The sequence below is a fragment of the Brevibacillus sp. BC25 genome (genome assembly GCF_000282075.1).
In the GTDB taxonomy this organism is placed as follows: Bacteria; Bacillota; Bacilli; order Brevibacillales; family Brevibacillaceae; genus Brevibacillus.
Genome location: NZ_AKIX01000027.1, coordinates 1 through 21,654 on the forward strand (window position 1 = coordinate 1; position 21,654 = coordinate 21,654).

Sequence of the window (21,654 nt, forward strand, 5' to 3'; positions counted from 1 at the left end):
CTGGCGAACCTTTTCGCCCGCCAGACATGAAATATACGGTAACGGCTGCGAGTATGCCGCCCGCCATCGCAAATGGAAGCGGGTGTTCATGCAAGAAAGATGGCCAAAAAACCATCCCGAACACCACGAAGAAATAGGCACCCGCATTTACGCCCAGTGTCGTTTCCGAAGCGAGCGGGTTTCGTGTCACTGTCTGCATCAATGCTCCGGCAATAGCCAATGCTGCACCAGACAAAAGCCCCATGACCGTTCTTGGAAGCCTGACACCTTGTATCATATGGTGATCGGAAATGTCTTGCGGAGCAATAATGGCCTGTACGACAGAACGCAGAGAAATGTCTGCCATCCCCTGTGTCAAACTGACAAATGTAAGCACTAACAGAGCGACAAGTCCACTACCTAACATCAAGAACAATCTCCAGCCCCCTCTTGGTGAGGAAGTGGCTGGAGTGATGTCAGTTCGTGTAAACATTTTATTTTTGGCTAAACTCATTATTTTGCCAACAGATCAACAGCTTTATTCGCGAGAATCTTTGCAGACATGGTACCACCATACGGCCACAGATCTCCGCCCAGAGCATAGACGCGATTTTCTTTCACAAAAGTAAGACCGTTCCAAACTGGGTTGTTCTTCAATTGATTCTCAATCACGTTGTCATCATTTTGAATGATATGGAGGAAATTCGCATCCTGCAACGCTGGAAGTGCCTCCACATCTGCCAGTGTCATTCCTGTTTGCTCGAATTTCTTAGGCTTATACTTATTTGTCAGACCAATATTAATCAAGATGCTTGCTGCTGTAGAGTTATCCGTAGACAAACGGAATTCTACCGCATTTTGACTGCTGTAGCCCATCGCGAGGACGAATGGAACTTTATCTGCACCAGCTTTGGCCAGCTTTTCTTTTGCTTCCGCATAAGTCTTGTCGAGGTCTTTCAAAGCGACTTCGGCTTCTGCATTTTTACCCGTGATATCCGCAATTTGCTTGAAGATCTCAATCATTCGATCATACTGTGATCCCTGACCTTCAGCAGGATTCGTATCAAAAGCAATCGTTGGGGCAATTTTGCTCATTTCGTCGTAATTGGCTTCTACATTTCGTTTAATACCGATAATTAAATCTGGCTTCAACATCATGATCGATTCCAGGTTTGGTGAAGTACGACTCCCTACATCCACTACTTCTGGAGCAATCTCCACAGGGAGTTTCACCCATTTTTTCATATTTGGAATATCTGCAATCCCTACAGGCTGAATACCAAGAGCCAACAAATGCTCTGCTGAGCTCCATTCCAATGCAACGATACGCTTAGGAGTGCCTTTGATGGTCGACTCTCCCATCATGTGCTTCACTGTCCGCACTTGCTCTTCAGCCGGCTTCGCCGCGTCAGGCTGAGCTGTAGCAGCTTGGTTGGAACCAGATTGTGCAGTTGACCCCGCATTACCGCAAGCAGCAAGTAGCAGCATTGCAGACAAAAATACAAGCATCACTGGTAATTTCATAAGACGCATAAAAAATTTCCCCCTTACTTTTCTAGTTGTTGCTTCAAATGAGAAAGGATCATGGACATGATTTCCAATCAATCATCAATTATGATAATGATTATCATTATCTTTGTCAACGGTGGGATGTGTTCAAAGTCTTCGTGTTCGTTGAAAATAATGTAATAGACTAGAGTTGTTGACTCTATGTAGTTCTTGGATAAAAAAATCTCCAGACTCAGAAAAATTAGTTTTAGACTGAACCCGAATAATAAAACAGCAGCGACCTAAGACCTGAAAAAAAGTCTTAGACTCGCCGCTGTTTTATTACGCTATCGATCCCGTTGGTTGAACGAAACTCATTATTTTTTTGTGCACTTTATAATAAAAGCAAGGGGAATTAATGTTGCCTTTTTATGCTAACCTCATGAAGGTGCTTAAAGTTGCTAACGGGAATCGTTAGAAATACGATGATTAATCATATTGCCATACGAGTTGTCCTTTTGGCGCTCTAGGTTTAAAGGCGGAGGCTCTTCTAGACTTAAGTCCAGTTCTTGTTCAAGCCAAAGTCCGTTACCAAATCTTTCTGACCACTGTACGATTAATGTACAAACGGATCACGTAATTTGAAATGACGATCTGTTTAGCATATGCAGAAGAAAGGAAGATAAACGTTTGAACAACAACATGAAGTTAGCAATGATTCTCCTGGCCGCTGCCAGTATCGGAATCGCTGGATGTACGAAGGAATCCTCCGTCACTAGTACACAAAGTTCGTCCCAGCAAAACGCTACTATACCGACGAACACAATTTCAAATTCAGAAACATCGGACATTAAGAATGTCTCGAATGCAGTAAACGGGGATATTTCTCAAATAGATGTAACTAACATTCATTCCCTAAAAATTCAGAGTAACGCTGCTATAGTTAAAGTCATAGGAGACAAACAAATCAATCAAGCAAAATGGGAATTATCCAAGGGCAATTCAAAAGGAATGGATACCAACGTGACTACGTCGATCCAAGATGGAACATTACAGATTATGCTTAAACAGGAACAAAAGAATTTCATAAATACGGAGCCATTGCCATCCTTAACGATCCATCTTCCTTATAAAGACTTCAAATCCCTTGAGATAGATAATGAAGTTGGCAACATATTCATTGAGTCAGAATTGTCGGTCCAACATTTAAATGTGAGCAGCAATGCTGGCAACATCACCGTAACGGATGTAATTGGCAAGGAAAGCAGTAACATATCTACTAACCTTGGAAACGTCGAATTCGCTCTACCGGATCAATTAGCACCTCTATATGTAAAACTATCAACAGAAATAGGAAATATTGATAATCAAGTTAATCTTGAAAAAGCAACAAATACCACATCGGTTGTTTCCAAAGAACTCCATGGATATGTGGGTGAGGCTCAATCCGAGAATGCAACGCTCAACATTTCCACACAGGTGGGCGAAATTCTATTCAAAAATTAAGTGTCATCATCGTACCAGGCTTGCCATAATCATGATCAGGCCTGGTATTGTTAGCATCCATTTTTAGATCAACGGACAGATGTTCATTGATAATAGAGTTTTAGACTGACTCATTGAACTATCGAACCGGTTAGTTGAATAATTTAAAATCAAATGTATTTTTTTCTAGACATAATCCTTCATCAGAAGCTTTGATAATAATATCAAACCGCTGACTGTACGGATGCATAAACACTTCGTACTGAATCCGACGTTCTTCATGTGACTGCCTTAAATAGTTGATATCGGTTCCTCTTTCAACAATATCACGGCTCAATCTTCTCTTTAATTCCGTTTCACCATCTGTATAAAAGTAAATTTTTAAATCAAATAAATCGGGATTAATAAATGCAACACTCATTCCTTCAACAATCGTTACTTTGTTTTTTGAAGAGATTAACTCGCTCTTCACATAATGAGCATCTATCGTATATAAATCTAAACCGTCTCTAACCATCTGAACATCTCTTTCTAAAGAAGGTAAATGATGTGCTGATGGATGACAAGCAGTCATTTTATAACAATGATTTTCGTTTTGATATGTATAGTCGATAATTGTATGCTTTCGTATGTTCGAACTAACAATATACGAATCTGTATTAATGTAATTCACTTCATTTTGATTTAGTAGGTTTACGAGTCCCTTGGTAAACGTTGTTTTTCCAGCAGCTCCATGTCCTGAAACACCAACAATAATCTGATCATCAGCCATTTTGATCCAATTTATGATATCTTGTAATAACTTATCCATCTTTTCCCCCTTAAATATTGTTTAACGAAATAAAAGCGCAATATTCTTCCTCTTTATCATACATGAAATTAAAAAGGAAAATATAAAATCCCACTATACCCATTTTCAAACAGAATTCTCATTCGTTAGCAGAAAATCAATCCCTTCTACCTATTTATGTAAGTTTCCCCCTGCGTGCTTATCATTACACTACGGGCAGGATCGTTCAAAAAACCAAAGCCTTATGGTCGTGATAAAACGTAAAGGGGCTATCTAGAAAGTCAGTCTAAGCCGACTTTCTAGATAGCCTCACTCCAAAACAACTTTGGCATCTAAACAGGTTCCGTCTACAACACTATTTCCTACAAACAAAGATAGCAGATTAGAGCTCTTGCTTCTTCGTAGGAATAATCTCTCCCGTTTTCGCATCTATTCCAATAGTGATAGATTGTTTGGGATCTTTTCCAGTAAACGTAAGGTTATATCTGCTAAATTTGCCTACAAAGTTGTCTACAATATTGGCACTTGAAATCACATAGGATTTTGCTTCTGGATGTGAGGCATAGAATTTATCTACCCCGGGTTTTACATTTGGGTATGATAGAACTGTAGCAGCATCCAATGATTGTATGGTATAGCTAACGTTCCCCGTTTTCGAATCTATTGCAAAGTGAAAAAAGTTTTTTGAATCTTTTTCAAGTCTAATAACATACTTATCATACTCACCTTTTGAAACCACATCTTGATAAGCACTGATCTCATAAGATTTTGTTTCTGGAAACTGTGCATAGACGTTATCGATTGTTGCTTTCACAGCCTTGTCGGTAAGAGCTTCGGAAGCTGAGATTTTTTTGTAAGTTCCTGCATACAATTCTTGGTTTTGAGCTACAGTCTTTTGAGTTGGGTTTTCATTTGCACTTACTACTAAAGCTCCAGATAGGGAAATCGCAGTAGCCAATCCTAAAACTGCCAAACGTACGGATGTTTTTTTAATGTTTATTTTCATACCAATTCTCCTTCACGTTTATGATTTCTTTCCTAGGTATAAGTTAGAAAAAACTTCTAAAATATATAGTGGGATAAACTTAAAATTTTTATTAAAGTTCTTTGGTCATATAGCTTATCCCATGTTTTTGTCCCTTTAGCAAGTTGAATGGTCCTTTGCTTATAACGGTCCGTTTAAAAGACAAAAAATCCCCCTCAAATGAGGAGGATTTTTCCGATTAACATTACGCTTCTTTTGGCAACACAATTCCACGATAAAGCTGAACCGTGATGTAATAATAAATCGCATAGATCACAACGAAAATCAGCGTTGGAATCCAGATGTTCAGATACGGATCCAAGAGGATGAACGAGAACATCTCCATACCGATTAATACGTGCATCAGACCGATGATCGCCGGGAAAATGAATACCATGAACAGCTCTTTATAGATCGAACCTACGAGTAACGATTGACGTACACCGATTTTTCGCAGCATGCTGTAACGGTCTTTGTCACGGGAAGCACCGGACAAGATTTTGAACATCAGACAGCTCGCCATCATCGCCAGGAAGGCAATTCCGAGGAAGAAGCCCATGAACATCGTCCCGCTTGTGAAAATATACATGCTCGCATACGTGCTGTATTTGGAAGATGTGTATACGTCTTTCGCTTCCACATTTGTGATAGACCCAATCATTTGCTTTTGACGTTCATCCATTGCTTTTAATTCCTGCGTGTATTTCAAATAGTCGTCTACCTGGGCAAGGAGAACCTTGTGTTCACTTCCAGTGGTTTGCTCATACGTCGCCTGATCCACAACCAGAACAGATTTTCCCTCAATCATCTGGTAGTTGATAAAATTGGTGAATAACGCTTTGTCCCAATCCTCAGGAATGGCATCGTATTTACCTTTGTCTTCTTTTGACGCACTTACGATATACGTTTCTTTCGGAAGCGGATCTGTCACAAGTTTTGGCTTGTTGTCAGCAGAGTAATTTTGCATGCTGTTCGTGGAAATCAACAGCGGATTTGCCAGCAAGTCTTCCTTCAAGTAGTAATACGCTTTGTCGTCAACTTTGTATCGATACGTATTTTGCTTGAGAACGTTCATTTTTTTCAGCGCCTGATAATCAGCTTCAACCGGATCATGCAGATTCATGTCATACACATGGAACACCGTAGTAAACAAATTAACGTTTTGCTGGAAGGCCAAGCCCCCTGCCATCGCCCCGACACCAAGCCCAATTAACATTGCTACTGTACCAAGGATTTTGGTCAGGTTGTTCACCCGAAAGCGCAGCTGAGCAAAGGTGAATGCGTTCAACTTGCTATCATTCAGTTTTTTATTTTTCTTCAAAGCCTGTACAAGAACTGGCAACAACGAGATGAAAATCAAGTACGTCCCGACTGTGCATGAAATAGCTCCTACGATAAAGCCGAGTGCTTGCAGGTACATAATCAAGTGCAAGCATGTATAGCCCAGAGCCAATAGGATAACGCCAAGGATGGCTACCAAAACTGCCCCGATTCCTTTTGACTTGATTGTGTCATTTTGTTGCTCGGCACGGATGAGAGCGAGCTCAGTTGCACGAGCCAAACGAGCCGCATTGACCGTAGATGTGATGATAAACAGGATGAGGAAGAATCCCCATGTCATCCAAATCGCTGGCAGATAAAAAGGATAGTACCCATCTGTCGAAATCTCCAGCAGGTTCATGAGCAAGACGCCGATACCGCTTGCAAGCGCAATACCAACCAGACTACCGATCACCAGGGAAATGATTCCCATCGTCAATGTTTCCAGGAACAAAATCTGGCTGATTTTCCCCTTCTTCGCCCCTAAGACCATGTACATTCCGAGCTCTTTGCGCCGTAGCGAGAGTAGGAATGAGTTGGCATAGAAGATATAGAAAATCGTGATAAACGCCAGCAGGAACGCCCCTACATTGAAAACGATCTGAATCGAAGAGATCATCGAGTTGTTCTTCGTGTAATCAGAATTGAGGGCAAGCGTCTGGAACATGTAAAAAATCGAAATGGAGATGACCAGACCCACAAGCAGAACCAGATAGTCCTTCATCATCTTCCGCATACTGGACAAGGATAGCTTTAAAAGCATGAAACGTTACCTCCTAGCGTACATCATGTGATGCACCTAGCTCGGCCAGTACATCCAGAATTTGTTTGAAAAATTGCTGACGATCCCCCGTACGTTGAATCTCGGTGTACAGCTTGCCGTCTTGAATGAACAAGATACGTTTGCAATAACTCGCAGAAAAAGCATCATGCGTAACCATCATGATTGATACTTGGTGGTTCTCATTCAAATCTGTCATCGTTTCTAGCAAACTTTTCGCATTCTTCGAGTCGAGGGCGCCCGTCGGTTCGTCTGCCAGCAAAATCGCAGGATCATGCACAAGTGCGCGTGCTGCTGCGGCGCGTTGTTTTTGTCCTCCAGAAATTTGAACCGGATATTTTTGCAAAATCTCTTCGATCCCGAGTGTTTGTGCTACTTTACTTACTTTGGTGCTGATCTCTTTGGAAGGGACACCTTGCAGAGACAGCGGCAGTGCAATGTTCTCATACACGGACAAATTCTCTAGCAGGTTGAAATCTTGAAAGATAAAGCCGAGCTTTTGCGAGCGAAAATCTGCGAGCTGGTCACGCTTCATCTGTGTAATGTTCGTTCCCGCAATTTCAATAAAGCCTTCCGTTGGACGATCCAGTGTGGAAATCACGTTGAGCAGAGTCGTTTTACCCGAACCGGATGGACCCATGATCCCCACGAACTCTCCTTTGTCTATCGTTAGCGATACACCTTTTAAGGCATGCGACTGGCTTTCACCTTTTGTCCCATATATTTTTTGAACGTCTTTCACTTCTAGTACAGCAGTACTCATTCTACGTTCCTCCATTCTATCTATTGGCTAGCGTTCATTGTTTCCGTCGCTATTAACTGTAACCAAATTCCAGAATAGGAGCTATTGATGTTCCTTACAGTTTTCTTTACATTTTGTAAGGTTTATTTCGTGAGACGAAAAAAAGCCATCCAGCGAGGGATGACTTGTGTTGTAAGCTATTTTTTTCTTTTGTTCTCTTCGTGTCTTTTGATTAGCATATCTACGAACATATCAATATGGGCTGTTATCGCGATTGGGTCATAGCGATAGAATGTATCGTAGTCGTTGTAAAAAATCTGATTGTTTTTGGCTGCAGGGGTCGCTTTCCAGACAGCGGACTCCTGTAAGGTTTTCAAGGCATCGCTATTTTTGTCCGGGTTGTAGAAAGTCACGAACATGTAATCCGCAGCGTATTCTGGCAAGGTTTCCATGGACAGCTGTACGGTTTGCTCTTTGGATTTGTCTGCGTGCGGCATTTTCAACTTCAATGCATTGTACACCGTTTGACCACCGCGTCCTGCGTTGTCACCGAAGATCCACAAATCACCTTTGTTGGTCAGCTCGTAGAGACCTCAGGATTTATGTCTGTATTGAGTGAGATAATGCTGCCTCTGGACATGTAGCGAGCTATGTAATCTCCGATGGTTTTGGCGTCTCTCTGCAAATCACGGTCCTTCGGGTTGATGTTGTAGCTGACGACCGCTTCCATCCCGAGATGGGCGGCTGCCAAACGAACGTCATCCGTCACATCTCCAGATTTGGTTCTCACGTAGCGAGGCGAAATACCCGTCTCGCGCTTGATTACCTCATTACTCAACTGAATCTCCCGATAAATCTGCTCGTAGCTGAGCTTGCTCATGTCCTGCTGATTCAGTGTGTTGTTTTGGATTTCATGCCCGCGAGCCAAAATGTCCTTCGCAATGTTTGGCTCCTCGGCGACACGTATGCCCGGGAGAAAAAAGGTTGCTTTGATCTTATAAGAATCTAGCTGTTCCAAAAGACTTCTCATCATTTTATCGTCGCCCATGCCGTTAAACGTCAGAGCTAGTTCCTTGCGCCCCGTGTATACATGAGACAGCGCCTTGCTTTTTTCACCCGTGTATCGGGTGATTTTCTGTTTCTTCTCTGTCTTCTGGCACTCAGTAGATTCATCTTTGCTCGCAAACATCGAGCATCCGGAGACGAGCACGACTGTCAAAAGCAGTGCAATCCCTTTGCACAGTTTGGTGGAAATAATCATTTATGACTCCTTATCAACTGCCATAGCTAAAATTATACTCTGTTTAGCATTTTTGGTAGAGTAGATAATCTTTCCATTTTATAACAAAAAAGAGACGGATCTGCTCCGCCTCTTTTTTTCCATTTCTGTTTACTCCTGAATACTTACTTTGCCCCCATCCGTAAGCAGCGTCTGTCCTTTTACCACGACTTTATCTCCGTTCGCTAGGCCGGATACTACTTCAATCAACTCGCTTGTCGAGTTACCCGTCGACACTTCCACTTGCTTGGCTGCTTCCCCTTCCAGCTTGAACACATATTGTCTGCCTTCACGATCAAATACCGCCTTGCGAGGAATGACCAGTGACTTCGCTCCTTCTGAGCCTTGCGGGAAGGTAACATTCACGACCATGTCAGACTTCAATTCATTGGAAGGATTCGGGATCGTGATTTCTACTGGATAGGCTTTGAGCTGCGAATCCATGACCGGACTAATCGCCGTTACTTTTGCATCAATCGTTTTGCCTGTAGACTGCACGTTTACTTTGACGACTGTTCCTACTTTTACTTTCGTCACATCCGCTTCGGACAAATTCGCTTTGACCACAAGTGGATTCGTTTTGACGACGGTCACAATGGGTTGCTGGCCTGCCATCTGCCCTACTGCTCCGGTCACGCTTGCGACAAATCCGTCGATTGGGGACACCACCGTTGCATTCGCCAATTGCTCACGAGCATTTTGCAGTCTGACCTCGGACTCCGTTACGCTCGCCGCCGATACTTGCACACCTGTTTTTTGTTTCGCGCTTTGCAGCTTCTGCTTAGCATTGTCATAGGAAATCTGGGCTTTTGTGAGCGTTGTATTTGCCTCATCCATTTTCTCAGCAGCAATCGCTCCCTGTGCAAACAGCTGCTGATTACGTTGTTGATTCAATTTTGCATCAGCAAGCGCTCGTTCTGCTTCCGTCAAATCATTTTGTGCTTCCACCAATCCTTGGTCAGAGGTGCTGCCTGCTTGGTTTAAATTCGCTTTTGCCACACGGAGGGCTGCTTCTTGTTCTCTTACGCTGTTAGACAGCTCATTCGTATCGAGTGTAAACAATAATTGTCCTTTTGTTACGGCCTGACCCAGCTTTACGGGTAGAGAATTAATTTTTCCACTGGTTTTTGGTGACATTTGGACTTCCTCACTCGGTGCCAATTTTGCAGTCAGTCCAGACTCAGATGTGACCACACCTTGTGCTACTGTTGCAACCTGTACAGGGGTAACCGTTTCTTCTGGTTGGGCAGCAGTCGTCGCTGCATCCTCCTGGCTTGCGCAGCCTGTGATCAAGGTAAGGGAAAGTAAGGCCACAATCGCGATTCTTTTATTTATGATCATGAATGGTTCCTCCTCTTTTCTCATACGTTTGTCGATTCCAAAGTGGTAAGGATTTTCTTTTCCTGCTTTTGCTTGCGTTTGTTACGTCTCTTTTGTCCCATCTCATCAAACCATACAGTAACCACAGGTACGAGTATGAGTGTGATCATGGTGGAGAAAATCAAACCATACATGACGGTCGTAGCCATTGGCGCTTGCAGCTCTAATCCAGACCCAGCAGCAACGGAGAGCGGAGCAATGGCCATAATCGTCGTGAGGGTTGTCATCAAAATCGGACGCAGACGAGCAGGTCCTGCATGTAAAATCGCTTCATGTAACTTCCAACCCTTTGCACGCAACTGATTGATCAAATCGATTAACACAATCGCATTGTTCACGACCAGACCGATCAGCAAAATGTACCCGATCAAAACAGATACGGTAATAGGCGTGCCTGTAAACAGAAGACCCAATATGACCCCAGTAAGACTCGGAGGAACCGAGAACATGATGATAAATGGACTGAAAAGGGATTCAAACTGAGCAGCCATGACCATGTACACAAGCACGACGGACAAGAGAATCGCAATACCCAGATTCACAAAGGAATTTCCCATATCCTCGCTTTGCCCACCCATTTCGATGGTGTATCCGTCCGGAACATTCAGCTTATTGATGATACTCGTAATTTCCGTCGAGGCCGCTTGCAGGTTATCCCCGATCAAATCGCTTGTGACCGTCACTTCGCGCGTCATGTTTTTGCGCTCAATCGATGGCGGTACATCGACTTTGCTAATGGTCGCTACGGAAGTGAGACTGATTTGAGCGCCCGTCGGCGTGGAAATACGCAGGTTCTTCAAGTAATTGATATCTTCCTTATAGTCTTCTGGCAGCTTGAGATTGATATCAATTTCATCTTCGCCCGTACGATACTGGGTAACCGTTTGACCTTGGAAAGAAGTTCGCACAGCAGAGAGGATTTCATTTGTTGTCAATCCGTACAAGCTCGCCTTCTCTGTATGGACCTTCACATCGAACTCCTGACTCATTTCCTGAACACTGGTAGATACGTTCATCGTTCCCGGTACCTTGGCTATTTCCCCTTTCACAATCTCGCTCAGTTCCGTTAAGACGTCCAGATCATCTCCGCGAATTTCAATCGAGATGGCTGCTCCGCCCCCCATACCACCGGAAAGAGATTTCACCTTGATATCTGCTCCTGCAATATTCTTGACTTGCTCTTGCAGGCCCACAGCAATTTCCTCTGTCGATCGCTGTCTCGTAGAAATCTCTCCTACATGCAGTTCGATCGTTGCGTTATGAGAAGTAGATGCACCGCTCTCTGAAATACCGTCGCCACCCCCGACCGAGGACTTGACCAATTTCTTTTCTGGCACCTGATTGACTACTTCTTCTACCTGCTTCATTACTTTTTCTGTTTCCGTCAAAACGGTACCCTTTGGCAGCTTGATCTCTACCTGGATTAATCCTTGGTCCATATCTGGGAAAAATCCTGCTCCGAGAGATGGAACTAGCAACAATGAGCCAATCAACATGGCAAAAGCAGATCCAATCACCGTTTTTCGATGACCCAATGCCCATTTGAGCACCCTTTGATAGCCATTTTCCACTTTATGAAATCCAATATTAAACCAGATTAGTGGATTGAAGCCTCGATAGTTTTCATGATTTGTATGCTCCGGGACAGTTTTTAACAGGCGAGCACTCATCATTGGAACCAGCAAGAAGGTGAAAACGAGTGCTGCGATGTGTGAGAAAACGACCGTCAATGCCAACGGTGCGAAAAGCTCAGCTACAATACCCTGTGTCAGCGCAATCGGTAAGAATACGCAAATTTGTGCCAATGCGGATGCCATGACCGCGGTTCCTACTTCTTTGGAACCGACCAATGCCGCTTCCATCATACTCTTGCCTTGTTCCCGCTGACGGAAAATGTTTTCCAGCATAACAACCGCGAAGTCCACTAATGATCCCAATCCGAGCGTGAGACCTGCCAGGGAAATCAGGTTGATTGTTTGACCTGTCATATACATCAAAAGGAAGGTCGATATGATCGATACAGGCAGGACAATGACCGCAATGAGCATAGACGACAGACTGCCCAAGAAGAAGAACAGCATGAGTACGCCAATGGCACCACCTGCAAGGGCATGTACTACCGTGTTGTCAACAGAACTCTGGATATATGTAGAGGTATCGAGAACGATACTTGTTTCTACATTTGCTGGAAGTGTGCTATTAATCTTCTCCAGCTCAGCCTTTACGTCTTTTGCGATTTTGATCGTATTGCCGCCTGTGCCTTTCATCACGGAAATTCCCAAGCTTGGCTTTCCGTCAATGTAGCTCAGCTCGGTAACTTCTTTGATGGTGTCTGTTACGTTGGCAATATCACTCAATCGGATGAAGCTCCCACCGACAGAGATTGGAGTGAGTGCAATGGTGTCCACATTGGTGAATTCTCCTTGCACGCGAATACTCGACTTTGCGTCACCTTCCCGTATCGCACCAGCTGATCCGGATACATTACTGTTTTCTAGTGCTGCCTTTATTTGATCCAATGTCAATCCATAGGCAGCTAGTTTGGCTGGGTCCACGATGATGTCAACAATTCGCTCTTGCCCACCAGTGACAGTGACAGAAGCAACACCGTTAATTCGTTCCAGGCGGGACTTAATGACATCATCCGCGATTTTTTTCAGTTTGTTGACATCTTGATCGCCAGTTACAGCCAGATCAATGATCGGCTGGCTTGTCGGATCAAATTTCAATACCCTTGGTGAACCAGCAGATTCAGGCAAGCTCCCTCGGACCAAATCTACTTTATCTCGCATATTCAGCGTCGCTTGATCCATGTCTGTTCCCCACTTGAAATGGAGGATGACCGAGGAGGAGCCGTTCACGGAGGTTGATGTGACCTTGTCTAAATTCGGAACCGTGCCTAATGCATTTTCGATCGGTTTGGTAACCAGCTTTTCTACCTCAGCTGGAGCCGCCCCCTCAACAGAGGTAACAACTACGGCGACCGGAGCATTTAACGACGGCATCAATTCAATAGCTAATCGAGGAAAGGTAACCAACCCAAAAATGAAGATGGCTACCGATATCATAATCATCGTGACCGGACGTTTAATGGACAGCTCTGATATATTCAAAATTTTTTCACCTCTCTATTTATAGGAAGCTCAGCGTATCAGCTCAGTATTTCTTTCTCCAAAATAAGCGCGCGCAAGGAATGCAGCGATTCAGGTGTGCTAGCACTTCCTTCTTGTCCCGTCCAATTCGCTGGTACACGCTCCGTCAATGCTGCCCACACAATTCGCCGATCCGATTTATCACGAAATCTGCGCACCAAGTTCATTTGTTCCAGCCGACTAATTAAGCCCGAAGTCGTACTATAGGAAAGATCGATTGCCTTGCTGATTTCCCCCATTGTTTTCGGGCTGATCGCGATTTGTTCTAGAATGAGAACTTGTTGCCAGGTAATATCACTTGAATCCAAAGCTTGCATGGAAAGCGTGGAAAACACGCTACTCGTTTCCCGTAGAATCTTCGCTAACTGAAACAGTTCATTCATAAAAGCCTCCCTATCCATTTTTTGGGGTCCCTCTCTCGTTCGGGGTGTTCCCCTCCACAGATCACATTTTACTTATACGATTCGCCCCCGAAGTCTATCGGATAGTTAAATTGTGGAATTTGATTTTATCTATCCAGAGATAGAAGACCGTACACCCGGAGATAGACGACAGCGCATGCTAAAATGAAACTATAATGAGTACGTATTCCAAGAAAGGAGGTTGTCTTCTTGAACGCTTCAACTGCATCTTTACGCTCCCGTTTCCTGCTCATTTGTTTTTTTGTATTGATCTCATTTTTTCTCATTCCAAATGCTTACATGCATGAACCCACCATTCCATTTATCATCACTCTGATCATCATCTTCTGCTTCCTTCTGATGTTTCTCAGGCCCCAAAAAAACTGGAGACCTTTTCAAAAAGACATCGCCATTATCGTTCTTGGTACCGTGTCATTTATAAAGGTTCTATATGTAGGAGAAGAGATCGGTCTATCCTTGCCATTGGTAGCTTTTATTGGTTTTCACATTCTTGAACGCCGAGCATTGTACTATGCGACTTTTTTTGGCGTATGCTCCTTTTCTTTCATGTACTTTTATGGAGACTATATTTTTGAGGAGTTAATAGGCTTTATCGTGACCTATATCGGATGGTATATCGGTGCACGAGGATTTTCTCTTCAAAATCAAGCAAAGGAAGCGAGTCAGCAGCATCTTAAACAATTGCAAGAAGCGCATTTTGAACTCCAGGAAGCTCATTCTGAACTTCAAGCGGCCTCTGTGAATACACTCCGTGCCGCTGTCCTGGAGGAGAGGACCAGAATCGCACGCGATGTTCACGATGCCTTGGGACACAGTCTCACATCGTTAATCGTTCAATTGAATGCCTTGAAATACATGCTGCAAGGCGGACCGAGTGACGCTCAGGAGGCTGTGCGAGACATGCTTTCGGTATCCAAGCAAAGCCTCGATGATATACGCTCGTCTGTACATACATTAGCCGCAGACAAATCCTCTCTGGGAATCACACCACTGCGTATACTCTTATCACGAGCCCAACAGCATACCGATATCAAAATGCATTTGATCAGTCCCAATCCAGATATTCCGCTCTCACAGCAGATGACCATTACGCTTTACCGGATTCTCCAAGAAGCGATTACCAATTCCATTCGACATTCGGATGCAACAGAGATTTTCATCACGATTGAAAAAAAGCAAAACTTTATTTTCCTCTCCATTTGGGACAATGGGAATATTACGAATCATCATCAAATCAAACTGGGCTCTGGTTTAACAGGTATCGCAGAACAAACCAAGCAATTAAATGGAGACCTTTCCTATTCCATTCGAGCGCCCCACGGCTTTCAAATTGACATCAGCTTTCCGCTTTGATAAGCAAAAAGCGATAGAACGGAGGAATGCCAGCATGGCAAATCAAAACAAAAAAGAGACCATTCGTGTGGTCCTGGTCGATGACCAAACGATGATCCGTCAAGGATTGGGGTATGTCATAAAAATGCAGAAGGATATGGAAGTAAGCGGGGAGGCTTCCAATGGAGAAGAAGCCGTGAAGCTCGTAGGAGAAGTCATTCCTGATGTAGTCTTAATGGATGTACAGATGCCGAACATGTCAGGAATCGATGCAACCCGAGAAATCACTCGACTCCATCCTTCGATAAAAGTATTAATCCTCACAACCTTTGACACGTACGATTACATCGTAGACGGTATTCGCGCAGGTGCTGTCGGCTATATGCTAAAGGATTCCGATTCACAGGATATGTTGGACCTCATTCGCAGGGCCCATCAGGGAGAGGCACTGTTCTACACGGCTACAGCTGCCAAGGCTCTAGCGGAGGTTCTACAGTTTCAACAAAAGAATCACAAGTCTGCCTCTCATTCTGACTCTGATACTGAATCTACGCTTCCCCCTCTTGTCATGTTAGATCAGTTGACTGATCGAGAGCAGGACGTACTTGAGCAGCTATCCTACGGCAAACGGAACGATCAAATTGCGCAGCACTTGCTCATCTCCGAGGGAACCGTCAAAACACATATCCATCGGATTTTGCAGAAAATGGGCGTAGTAGATCGTACACAGGCAGTTGCGAAGGCGATCCGGTATAAAATCGTGAAATAAGCGAAGGAAACGCAAAAAAACCCAAGCACCTCAACCATGCTTGAGCGTTGATGCTGATTGGAATAGACTGCACCTATTCCATACTCCGTACCTATCCGATCTCCACTTCCAACAACGGCAATACTCTTCCTGGGAACACGGTAGACACGATTTCACCTACTCGCTTTGCACCCCTCGACAAGTAAAACGGTTCTGCGTACGGGTCACTGTGGATGGTGATGACTGGGATATCCAGCTTTTGTGCCACCTCTACCATATGCTGCCACAGAGCCTTTCCGTAACCTTTTCCTACTGCCTCCGGTTCCATGAACAAAAAGCCTAATAGCCACTGCTCTTTCTCTGCATCCTTTTCCAGACTCATGAAGCCCTTGATGCTGCTCACATCCTCTAGCACATATACTTCATGTTTTTGGATATAGGCAGGTGATAACGTCAGGTCGTCGCGACAGGCCTCCATGAATTCATCACTGTATCCCCAATAAGCTTTGGAGCGATAGGCTAGCTCGCTCAGTTCGCTTGCTTCTTGTCCCTTTGCTCTGCGGATGTTCATCTTAGTCGTTCCCTTCCTTTACTCGTTTGAATCTGAATCGTATGAATTATTCCTCAAAAACAGACAAGAATCCTTTCCCGACCTATTTTTTCAGCATATACGTTTGCACAAAAAAAATGGCCATCGCAATGGACGACCATTTTCCCCTCTTACTTTGCTTCCTTTTGCCGATAGACTTCCTTCCCTTCAACCAAGGTCAGCACGACTTTCGCATCCTTGATTTGAGTGGCCGGAATTTTAAACAAGTTTTTATCGAGCACGATGAGATCTGCCTTTTTGCCGACTTCGATCGAGCCTGTGATATTATCCACGTGGTTGGCGTAAGCACCATCAATCGTGAAACTGGCGATCATTTCCGCAAGTGTCGCACGCTCGTCTGGGTTGGCAATTTTGCTCAGATCGGTTACACCGTCCTCGATCCGCATAATGCCTTGTTGAATGCCGTGCAGTGGATTGAATTCTGGCGTTACGATGTAGTCAGACGAAGAAGCCACATGCACCCCTTTATTCAAGAAGCTCTTCATCGGGTATTCTTTTTCTGCGCGCTCGTGGCCCAAGTACGGTACTTCGATCTCATCGTAGTAGCCCTCTTCCTGCATAAACCAGAACGGCTGCACGATTCCGACTGCACCCAGCTTTTTGAAGCGCTCGATATCTGATTCATTGACTAGTTGCAAGTGAACGAGCGAGTGGCGAGCATCGTGCTTGCCATTTTGTTTTTCAGCGAGCTCCATACCATCCAGTGCGATGCGGGTAGAAGCGTCCCCGATGGAATGGACGTGCAATTGGAAGCCTGCCTTGTCTACTATGGCAGCTGTTTGATTGTAAACCTCTTGCTTCCAGATTAATTCTCCGTTTGTTTCTTTATGGACATATGGTTTTTCCAAGTAAGCTGTAGCGCCTTCTACGACACCATCCAAGAAGATTTTAACGGCGTTGACTTGGAATAGCGGGTTTTGATTGCGCTCACGGATTTTTACGAATTCTGCGACCTGCTCAGGTCCTTTTTCCGGATTCGCTGTCAACGCATTACGGAAGCGGATGGTCAGCTTGTCCTCTTTCGCGAGCTCCTCGTATGCTTCCAGTACGTTCGGATAGCGCAGCATATCCGGGTCGCGCACTGTCGTTACGCCGCGTTCAACTGCTTTTTCTTGGTAAGCTTCAATTCCGGACTTGTATTGTTGTACGGTGTATCCGCCGATTTTTGACAGCACCAGATCCATTGCGCTTTCACGCAGCGTTCCAGATGGTTCTCCTGTTTTCGGATCGCGCTCGATAATGCCGCCCTCAGGATTTGACGTGTCCTTCTTGATTCCGGCCAGCTTCAATGCTGCCGAGTTCACCCACAAAGAATGTCCATCATCCGAGGTCAGCGCAATTGGAATCGTTGGAACGATCTTATCCAATACTTCCTTACGCGGACCGATACCAGGCACTACCGGATTGCTCCAGCCGCGCCCTTGCAATGTTGGTTCGTTTGGATGATCTTTTACGAATTTCTCGATGGTTGCAACGTATTCCTCGACAGAGCCTCCGTCAAACAAATCAATGGAGAAAATGAGTCCCGTCGTTTTGCTCGCATGCGTATGGCTGTCGATAAAGCCAGGTAGCACCATTTGGCCTTTCAGATCGATTACTTTCGTATCCTTACCGATGTGTGCTTTTGCATATTCATTTGCGCCGACAAAGACGATTTCGTCACCGCGAATGGCCACGGCTTCTGCCCAGCTGTTCTTCATGTCCACTGTGTAGACCGCGCCGTTGGTTAGCACGACATCTGCTGGCTGTTTCGTCCCTTGCGCTGCAAAAGCCGACATCGGGCTCATCAGCGCTGTTGCGAGCAATGCGCAGGTTAATTTTTTCCCAAACACGTTAAGATCCCACCTATCTATTTATCTAAGATGAAAAGAATGCCAAAACCGATTGTAGCATCGCAACTCTGAAAATTCCATGAAATCCGGTCGAAATTTAGTATTTTCTCCCGATTTATGACGAAATCGGTCACATAATGACCACCTGAATTGGTCAAATTGGTAAAAGGTTAATTTGACTACGATAGATGAGGCGTTGTATACTCTTAAATGTTTTAGGGGGTAAACATTTAACTCCATATATAATTAAGTAATGAAAACAGGAGAGGGTACGATGCAAAGCCAGGTCAATTTTGAAGAACTTTATATACAGCTCCAACGAAAAGTTTCAGCTGAGTCACATAAGCGTCTGGACCCACTCGTGTCAGGATCACAAGCCATGCTTTTGCGAATTCTAGATATGAACGGTCCGCAGAAGGCATCTTCTATTGCAGAACGTATGAATATTACCCCCGGGGCCGTTACGAGTCTTGCTGATAAATTGATTGCTTGCGGCTATGCCACGAGAAATCGCGACAGTACGGATCGCCGCGTCGTGCAACTGGACATAACCGATGAAGGAAAAGATATCCTACGGCAATACAAAGCCGTGGTGAGGAGCACGATTGAACAGTTTTTTGCAGGCGTATCAGATGAAGACAAGCAACACTTAGTCCGCATCTATCACCAGGTTCTGAAGAATATAGAGCAACAAAGAGAGGAGCATCAAAATTGCAACAACTGACAGAGAAAAAGAAAGTAACGATTATGATTGCGATTATTACGGCCATGTTTTTCGCCGCGATCAACCAGACCATTATCGGGGTTGCCATGCCGCGTATTATTTCGAAGCTGGGTGGCATGGATTACTATTCGTGGGCGATTACAATTTATTTGCTGACCTCAACTGTCGCTTCTGTACTGGTCGGGAAGCTCTCCGATATATACGGAAGAAAACCATTTATTTTAACGGGTATCGGGTTGTTTAGTAGCGGAGCCTTGTTGTCCGGGTTTTCCACCGATATTTTTCAACTGATTACGTATCGTGGCATTCAAGGGGCGGGTGCCGGGATCATCATGTCCACTGCTTTTACCGCCATGGGTGATCTGTACGAACCTCGCGAGCGCGCAAAATGGGGCGGTGTCATGAGTGCTGTCTTCGGCGTGTCCAGTGTACTTGGTCCTCTGATGGGCGGCTATATCGTCGATCATCTCGACTGGCACTGGGTGTTCTGGATCTTCTTGCCGATTGGTGTAATTGCCTTTCTGTTGATCATGATTCATTTCCCGAAGGTACCGAAGCAAGAAGGAGAGTCTGTCGACTACTTCGGCTCGCTGTTCCTGACGCTTACCATCGTACCGATGCTGCTCGCCTTCTCATGGGCAGGAAATGGTCCGGGCAAATACGCTTGGGGCTCGTGGCAAATTATTGGTTTGTTTGCCACCACAATCGTTGCGTTGATCGTGTTTATTTTGATTGAGATGAAAGTAAAAACGCCTGTACTTCCACTGGGCTTGTTCAAAAACAGTATTTTTACTGTCTCCAATCTAGTCGGATTCTTCCTCAACGCGGGGATGATGGGCGCGATCATTTATGTGCCGTTCTTTGTCCAAGGGGTCAAAGGCATCTCTCCGACGATGGCCGGTTATGTGGCGATGCCGATGTCGATTGCCATGCTCGCGACCTCCGCACTCGCCGGACAAATCATGACCAAGACGGGAAAATATAAAAAGATGGCGCTGGGTGGACTTCTCGTCATGACCTTGGGCATGGTGCTGATGTATTTCATGTCCCCAGCTACACCGATTTACTTGCTCGTGATCTACATGATCATTCTGGGATTAGGGATTGGAGTTGCGATGCCGGTCTTCTCCTTAACCGTGCAAAATGCAGTCGCACCACAGCAGCTGGGTGTCGCTACAGCAACGTCGCAGCTCTTCCGCAACCTCGGTGGGACCATTGGAATTGCTGTTATGGGAACCGTCATGAGTGCCAGCATGTCAGCGAAAATGACCCAACTGTCGGGAGCCATGGGTCAAGGGAACAATCCCGCAGCAGCCGATCCTGCTCTGGCAGAGAAGCTGGCGCTCTTTACGAATCCGCAAAATTTGTTGGATCAGCCGAAAATTGAAGCCACGCTGGCTAGTCTACCACCGGATTTACAACCGCTGTTTACTCACATGCTGGATATGATCCGGGAAGCGATGAGCTATGGGATTACGACTACGTTTTTGACTGGAGCGATTGTAGCGGGAATCGCTGTCATTATCGCGCTGTTCCTGAAGGAAGTTCCACTGCGTAGTGGGAAGATGGGACAGAAGCCGGAGGGAGAAGCAGGAAAGGCTTAATAGGAAAAGGAAGAGGGCACTGGTCCTCTTCCTTTTTTTCATGGGGTATGGATTTGCTTTATGAGCCAATTTCTCGCTTCTTCTCCTGCAAGAATGTCTGGCTGCTCAACGATCGACATGCTACAGCTCCGCTCTTCCCGTCCGGATCGCATGGGCATAGTCTCTGCGCCCGTTTTCCTCAGCTTTTCTAGCTGCCTGCTCGAAATCATAAGGAACCAATACGTGCTCGACCAGCCACGAGCCGCCTTGTTGTTTTACCGTGACGTACTTGGCATGGGGCGTCTTCGATTCCATCGAATGCGGGTACGGCGCTTCCTCAAAATACGCTGGAAGCCCAACGCTCCCCGGGTTTACCACGAGCTTGCCATCTGGCAGCCATACGGATTTGGGCACATGAGAGTGTCCGCAAAAAATGACTTTCTGCTGAATGCCGGTCAGCTCAATCATTAAGGCATTTGCGCTTTTGTCTTCTATCCCATATGGAGCGACATTCTCCAATAAATACACATCATCAGCAAAAGGTGTGCCGTGGCAAAACAAGAGATCGCCATACGTCCACTGCTTTTGGAATGACCCGATCCAGCTGAGCATTTCTTGTGTCAGCAGTGGCTTCACGAATTCGAACGTGATTGACTCCATTTGCTCTCCCAGTAAGTATCTGTCACAATTACCCATGATGTGGGTGATAGTAGATCGCTCCATTAGGAGCTCTGCCGTTTTGATCGGATCAAGCGGGCCAAACAACGTATCGCCCAGGTTCACAATGGTTTGAATACCGCGGGAATCAATGTCGTGCAGCACGGCTTCCAATGCATAGGCGTTGCTGTGTATGTCGGAGATCACCGCGATGGAATGGTTGGTTTGGCTCAAGGTCATATACTCCTTTACGAAATTCGAAGCATCTATACTTATAGATTACTGCAAAATTATGTAGATTTCCTGCTCCATTTAAGTGATGGCGG

At 45.0% G+C, this 21,654-nt stretch carries 18 protein-coding genes and 1 pseudogene; 5 read left to right on the forward strand and 14 right to left on the reverse strand.

Annotation, left to right across the window (positions count from 1 at the left end):
* A partial coding sequence (locus PMI05_RS06115; RefSeq protein WP_007718702.1) for an iron chelate uptake ABC transporter family permease subunit occupies nt 1-406 on the reverse strand: 406 nt, incomplete at its 3' end.
* 86 nt (nt 407-492) lie between these two features.
* The gene (locus tag PMI05_RS06120) at nt 493-1,512 is read right to left on the reverse strand and encodes an ABC transporter substrate-binding protein (RefSeq protein ID WP_007718704.1); all 1,020 of its coding nucleotides are present in this window, start codon (nt 1,510-1,512) and stop codon (nt 493-495) included.
* Between the two features lie 645 nt (nt 1,513-2,157).
* Between PMI05_RS06120 and PMI05_RS06125 the strand changes: the two genes are divergently transcribed.
* Nucleotides 2,158-2,973 (forward strand): DUF4097 family beta strand repeat-containing protein, encoded by an 816-nt coding sequence (locus tag PMI05_RS06125; protein ID WP_007718706.1) that lies wholly within the window; start codon nt 2,158-2,160, stop codon nt 2,971-2,973.
* Nucleotides 2,974-3,103: 130 nt separating this feature from the next.
* On the opposite strand, the gene PMI05_RS06130 is transcribed toward PMI05_RS06125, so the two are convergent.
* The 9 genes and pseudogenes from PMI05_RS06130 to PMI05_RS06170 all read right to left on the reverse strand — a co-directional run bounded on the left by PMI05_RS06130 (nt 3,104) and on the right by PMI05_RS06170 (nt 13,803).
* Nucleotides 3,104-3,763, reverse strand: coding sequence for a uridine kinase (locus PMI05_RS06130; RefSeq protein ID WP_007718708.1), 660 nt, complete (start codon nt 3,761-3,763; stop codon nt 3,104-3,106).
* A gap of 361 nt (nt 3,764-4,124) precedes the next feature.
* A complete protein-coding gene (locus tag PMI05_RS06135; protein WP_007718710.1) occupies nt 4,125-4,748 on the reverse strand; it encodes a hypothetical protein in 624 nt (207 codons plus the stop codon).
* Nucleotides 4,749-4,971: 223 nt separating this feature from the next.
* Nucleotides 4,972-6,849 (reverse strand): FtsX-like permease family protein, encoded by a 1,878-nt coding sequence (locus tag PMI05_RS06140; RefSeq protein WP_007718713.1) that lies wholly within the window; start codon nt 6,847-6,849, stop codon nt 4,972-4,974.
* A gap of 13 nt (nt 6,850-6,862) precedes the next feature.
* Entirely contained in the window at nt 6,863-7,630 is a 768-nt protein-coding gene (locus PMI05_RS06145; protein WP_007718717.1) for an ABC transporter ATP-binding protein, read from the reverse strand.
* 176 nt (nt 7,631-7,806) lie between these two features.
* Nucleotides 7,807-8,202, reverse strand: a pseudogene (locus PMI05_RS06150) (ABC transporter substrate-binding protein); the annotation flags it as partial.
* Nucleotides 8,187-8,870 (reverse strand): polysaccharide deacetylase family protein, encoded by a 684-nt coding sequence (locus PMI05_RS06155; RefSeq protein ID WP_007718725.1) that lies wholly within the window; start codon nt 8,868-8,870, stop codon nt 8,187-8,189. The gene PMI05_RS06155 and the pseudogene PMI05_RS06150, both read right to left, overlap by 16 nt.
* Before the next feature lie 129 nt (nt 8,871-8,999).
* Entirely contained in the window at nt 9,000-10,229 is a 1,230-nt protein-coding gene (locus tag PMI05_RS06160) for an efflux RND transporter periplasmic adaptor subunit (RefSeq protein ID WP_007718730.1), read from the reverse strand.
* Between the two features lie 20 nt (nt 10,230-10,249).
* Nucleotides 10,250-13,381 (reverse strand): efflux RND transporter permease subunit, encoded by a 3,132-nt coding sequence (locus PMI05_RS06165; RefSeq protein ID WP_007718733.1) that lies wholly within the window; start codon nt 13,379-13,381, stop codon nt 10,250-10,252.
* A 38-nt stretch (nt 13,382-13,419) separates the two neighbouring features.
* Nucleotides 13,420-13,803, reverse strand: coding sequence for a MarR family winged helix-turn-helix transcriptional regulator (locus PMI05_RS06170; RefSeq protein WP_007718736.1), 384 nt, complete (start codon nt 13,801-13,803; stop codon nt 13,420-13,422).
* A gap of 228 nt (nt 13,804-14,031) precedes the next feature.
* Here PMI05_RS06170 and PMI05_RS06175 point away from each other — a divergent pair, with 228 nt between their 5' ends.
* Both PMI05_RS06175 and PMI05_RS06180 read left to right on the forward strand, forming a co-directional pair.
* Entirely contained in the window at nt 14,032-15,195 is a 1,164-nt protein-coding gene (locus PMI05_RS06175) for a sensor histidine kinase (RefSeq protein ID WP_007718738.1), read from the forward strand.
* 34 nt (nt 15,196-15,229) lie between these two features.
* Entirely contained in the window at nt 15,230-15,943 is a 714-nt protein-coding gene (locus tag PMI05_RS06180) for a response regulator transcription factor (protein WP_007718741.1), read from the forward strand.
* A 91-nt stretch (nt 15,944-16,034) separates the two neighbouring features.
* Here PMI05_RS06180 and PMI05_RS06185 read toward each other — a convergent pair whose 3' ends face one another.
* Entirely contained in the window at nt 16,035-16,493 is a 459-nt protein-coding gene (locus PMI05_RS06185; RefSeq protein WP_007718744.1) for a GNAT family N-acetyltransferase, read from the reverse strand.
* A 149-nt stretch (nt 16,494-16,642) separates the two neighbouring features.
* Nucleotides 16,643-18,364: an amidohydrolase gene (locus PMI05_RS06190; RefSeq protein ID WP_007718746.1), complete on the reverse strand. Its 1,722-nt coding sequence runs from the start codon at nt 18,362-18,364 to the stop codon at nt 16,643-16,645.
* Nucleotides 18,365-18,638: 274 nt separating this feature from the next.
* Between PMI05_RS06190 and PMI05_RS06195 the strand changes: the two genes are divergently transcribed.
* Entirely contained in the window at nt 18,639-19,088 is a 450-nt protein-coding gene (locus PMI05_RS06195; protein ID WP_007718748.1) for a MarR family winged helix-turn-helix transcriptional regulator, read from the forward strand.
* Complete coding sequence (locus PMI05_RS06200; RefSeq protein WP_007718750.1) at nt 19,076-20,692, forward strand: MFS transporter; 1,617 nt, start codon at nt 19,076-19,078, stop codon at nt 20,690-20,692. Before PMI05_RS06195 ends, PMI05_RS06200 begins: the two co-directional genes overlap by 13 nt.
* Before the next feature lie 120 nt (nt 20,693-20,812).
* Here the strand turns inward: PMI05_RS06200 and PMI05_RS06205 are convergent, their stop codons facing one another.
* Nucleotides 20,813-21,568, reverse strand: a complete 756-nt coding sequence (locus PMI05_RS06205; RefSeq protein ID WP_039960342.1) for a metallophosphoesterase — start codon at nt 21,566-21,568, stop codon at nt 20,813-20,815.
* Nucleotides 21,569-21,654: the final 86 nt, after the last annotated feature.

Excerpts from the sequence above, each read along its gene's own strand:
- PMI05_RS06120 (WP_007718704.1), bottom strand. The coding sequence starts at position 1,512 with ATGCGTCTTATGAAATTACCAGTGATGCTTGTATTTTTGTCTGCAATG.
- PMI05_RS06130 (WP_007718708.1), bottom strand. The coding sequence starts at position 3,763 with ATGGATAAGTTATTACAAGATATCATAAATTGGATCAAAATGGCTGAT.
- PMI05_RS06135 (WP_007718710.1), bottom strand. The coding sequence starts at position 4,748 with ATGAAAATAAACATTAAAAAAACATCCGTACGTTTGGCAGTTTTAGGA.
- PMI05_RS06140 (WP_007718713.1), bottom strand. The coding sequence starts at position 6,849 with ATGCTTTTAAAGCTATCCTTGTCCAGTATGCGGAAGATGATGAAGGAC.
- PMI05_RS06145 (WP_007718717.1), bottom strand. The coding sequence starts at position 7,630 with ATGAGTACTGCTGTACTAGAAGTGAAAGACGTTCAAAAAATATATGGG.
- PMI05_RS06155 (WP_007718725.1), bottom strand. The coding sequence starts at position 8,870 with ATGATTATTTCCACCAAACTGTGCAAAGGGATTGCACTGCTTTTGACA.
- PMI05_RS06160 (WP_007718730.1), bottom strand. The coding sequence starts at position 10,229 with ATGATCATAAATAAAAGAATCGCGATTGTGGCCTTACTTTCCCTTACC.
- PMI05_RS06170 (WP_007718736.1), bottom strand. The coding sequence starts at position 13,803 with ATGAATGAACTGTTTCAGTTAGCGAAGATTCTACGGGAAACGAGTAGC.
- PMI05_RS06180 (WP_007718741.1), top strand. The coding sequence starts at position 15,230 with ATGGCAAATCAAAACAAAAAAGAGACCATTCGTGTGGTCCTGGTCGAT.
- PMI05_RS06185 (WP_007718744.1), bottom strand. The coding sequence starts at position 16,493 with ATGAACATCCGCAGAGCAAAGGGACAAGAAGCAAGCGAACTGAGCGAG.
- PMI05_RS06195 (WP_007718748.1), top strand. The coding sequence starts at position 18,639 with ATGCAAAGCCAGGTCAATTTTGAAGAACTTTATATACAGCTCCAACGA.
- PMI05_RS06205 (WP_039960342.1), bottom strand. The coding sequence starts at position 21,568 with ATGACCTTGAGCCAAACCAACCATTCCATCGCGGTGATCTCCGACATA.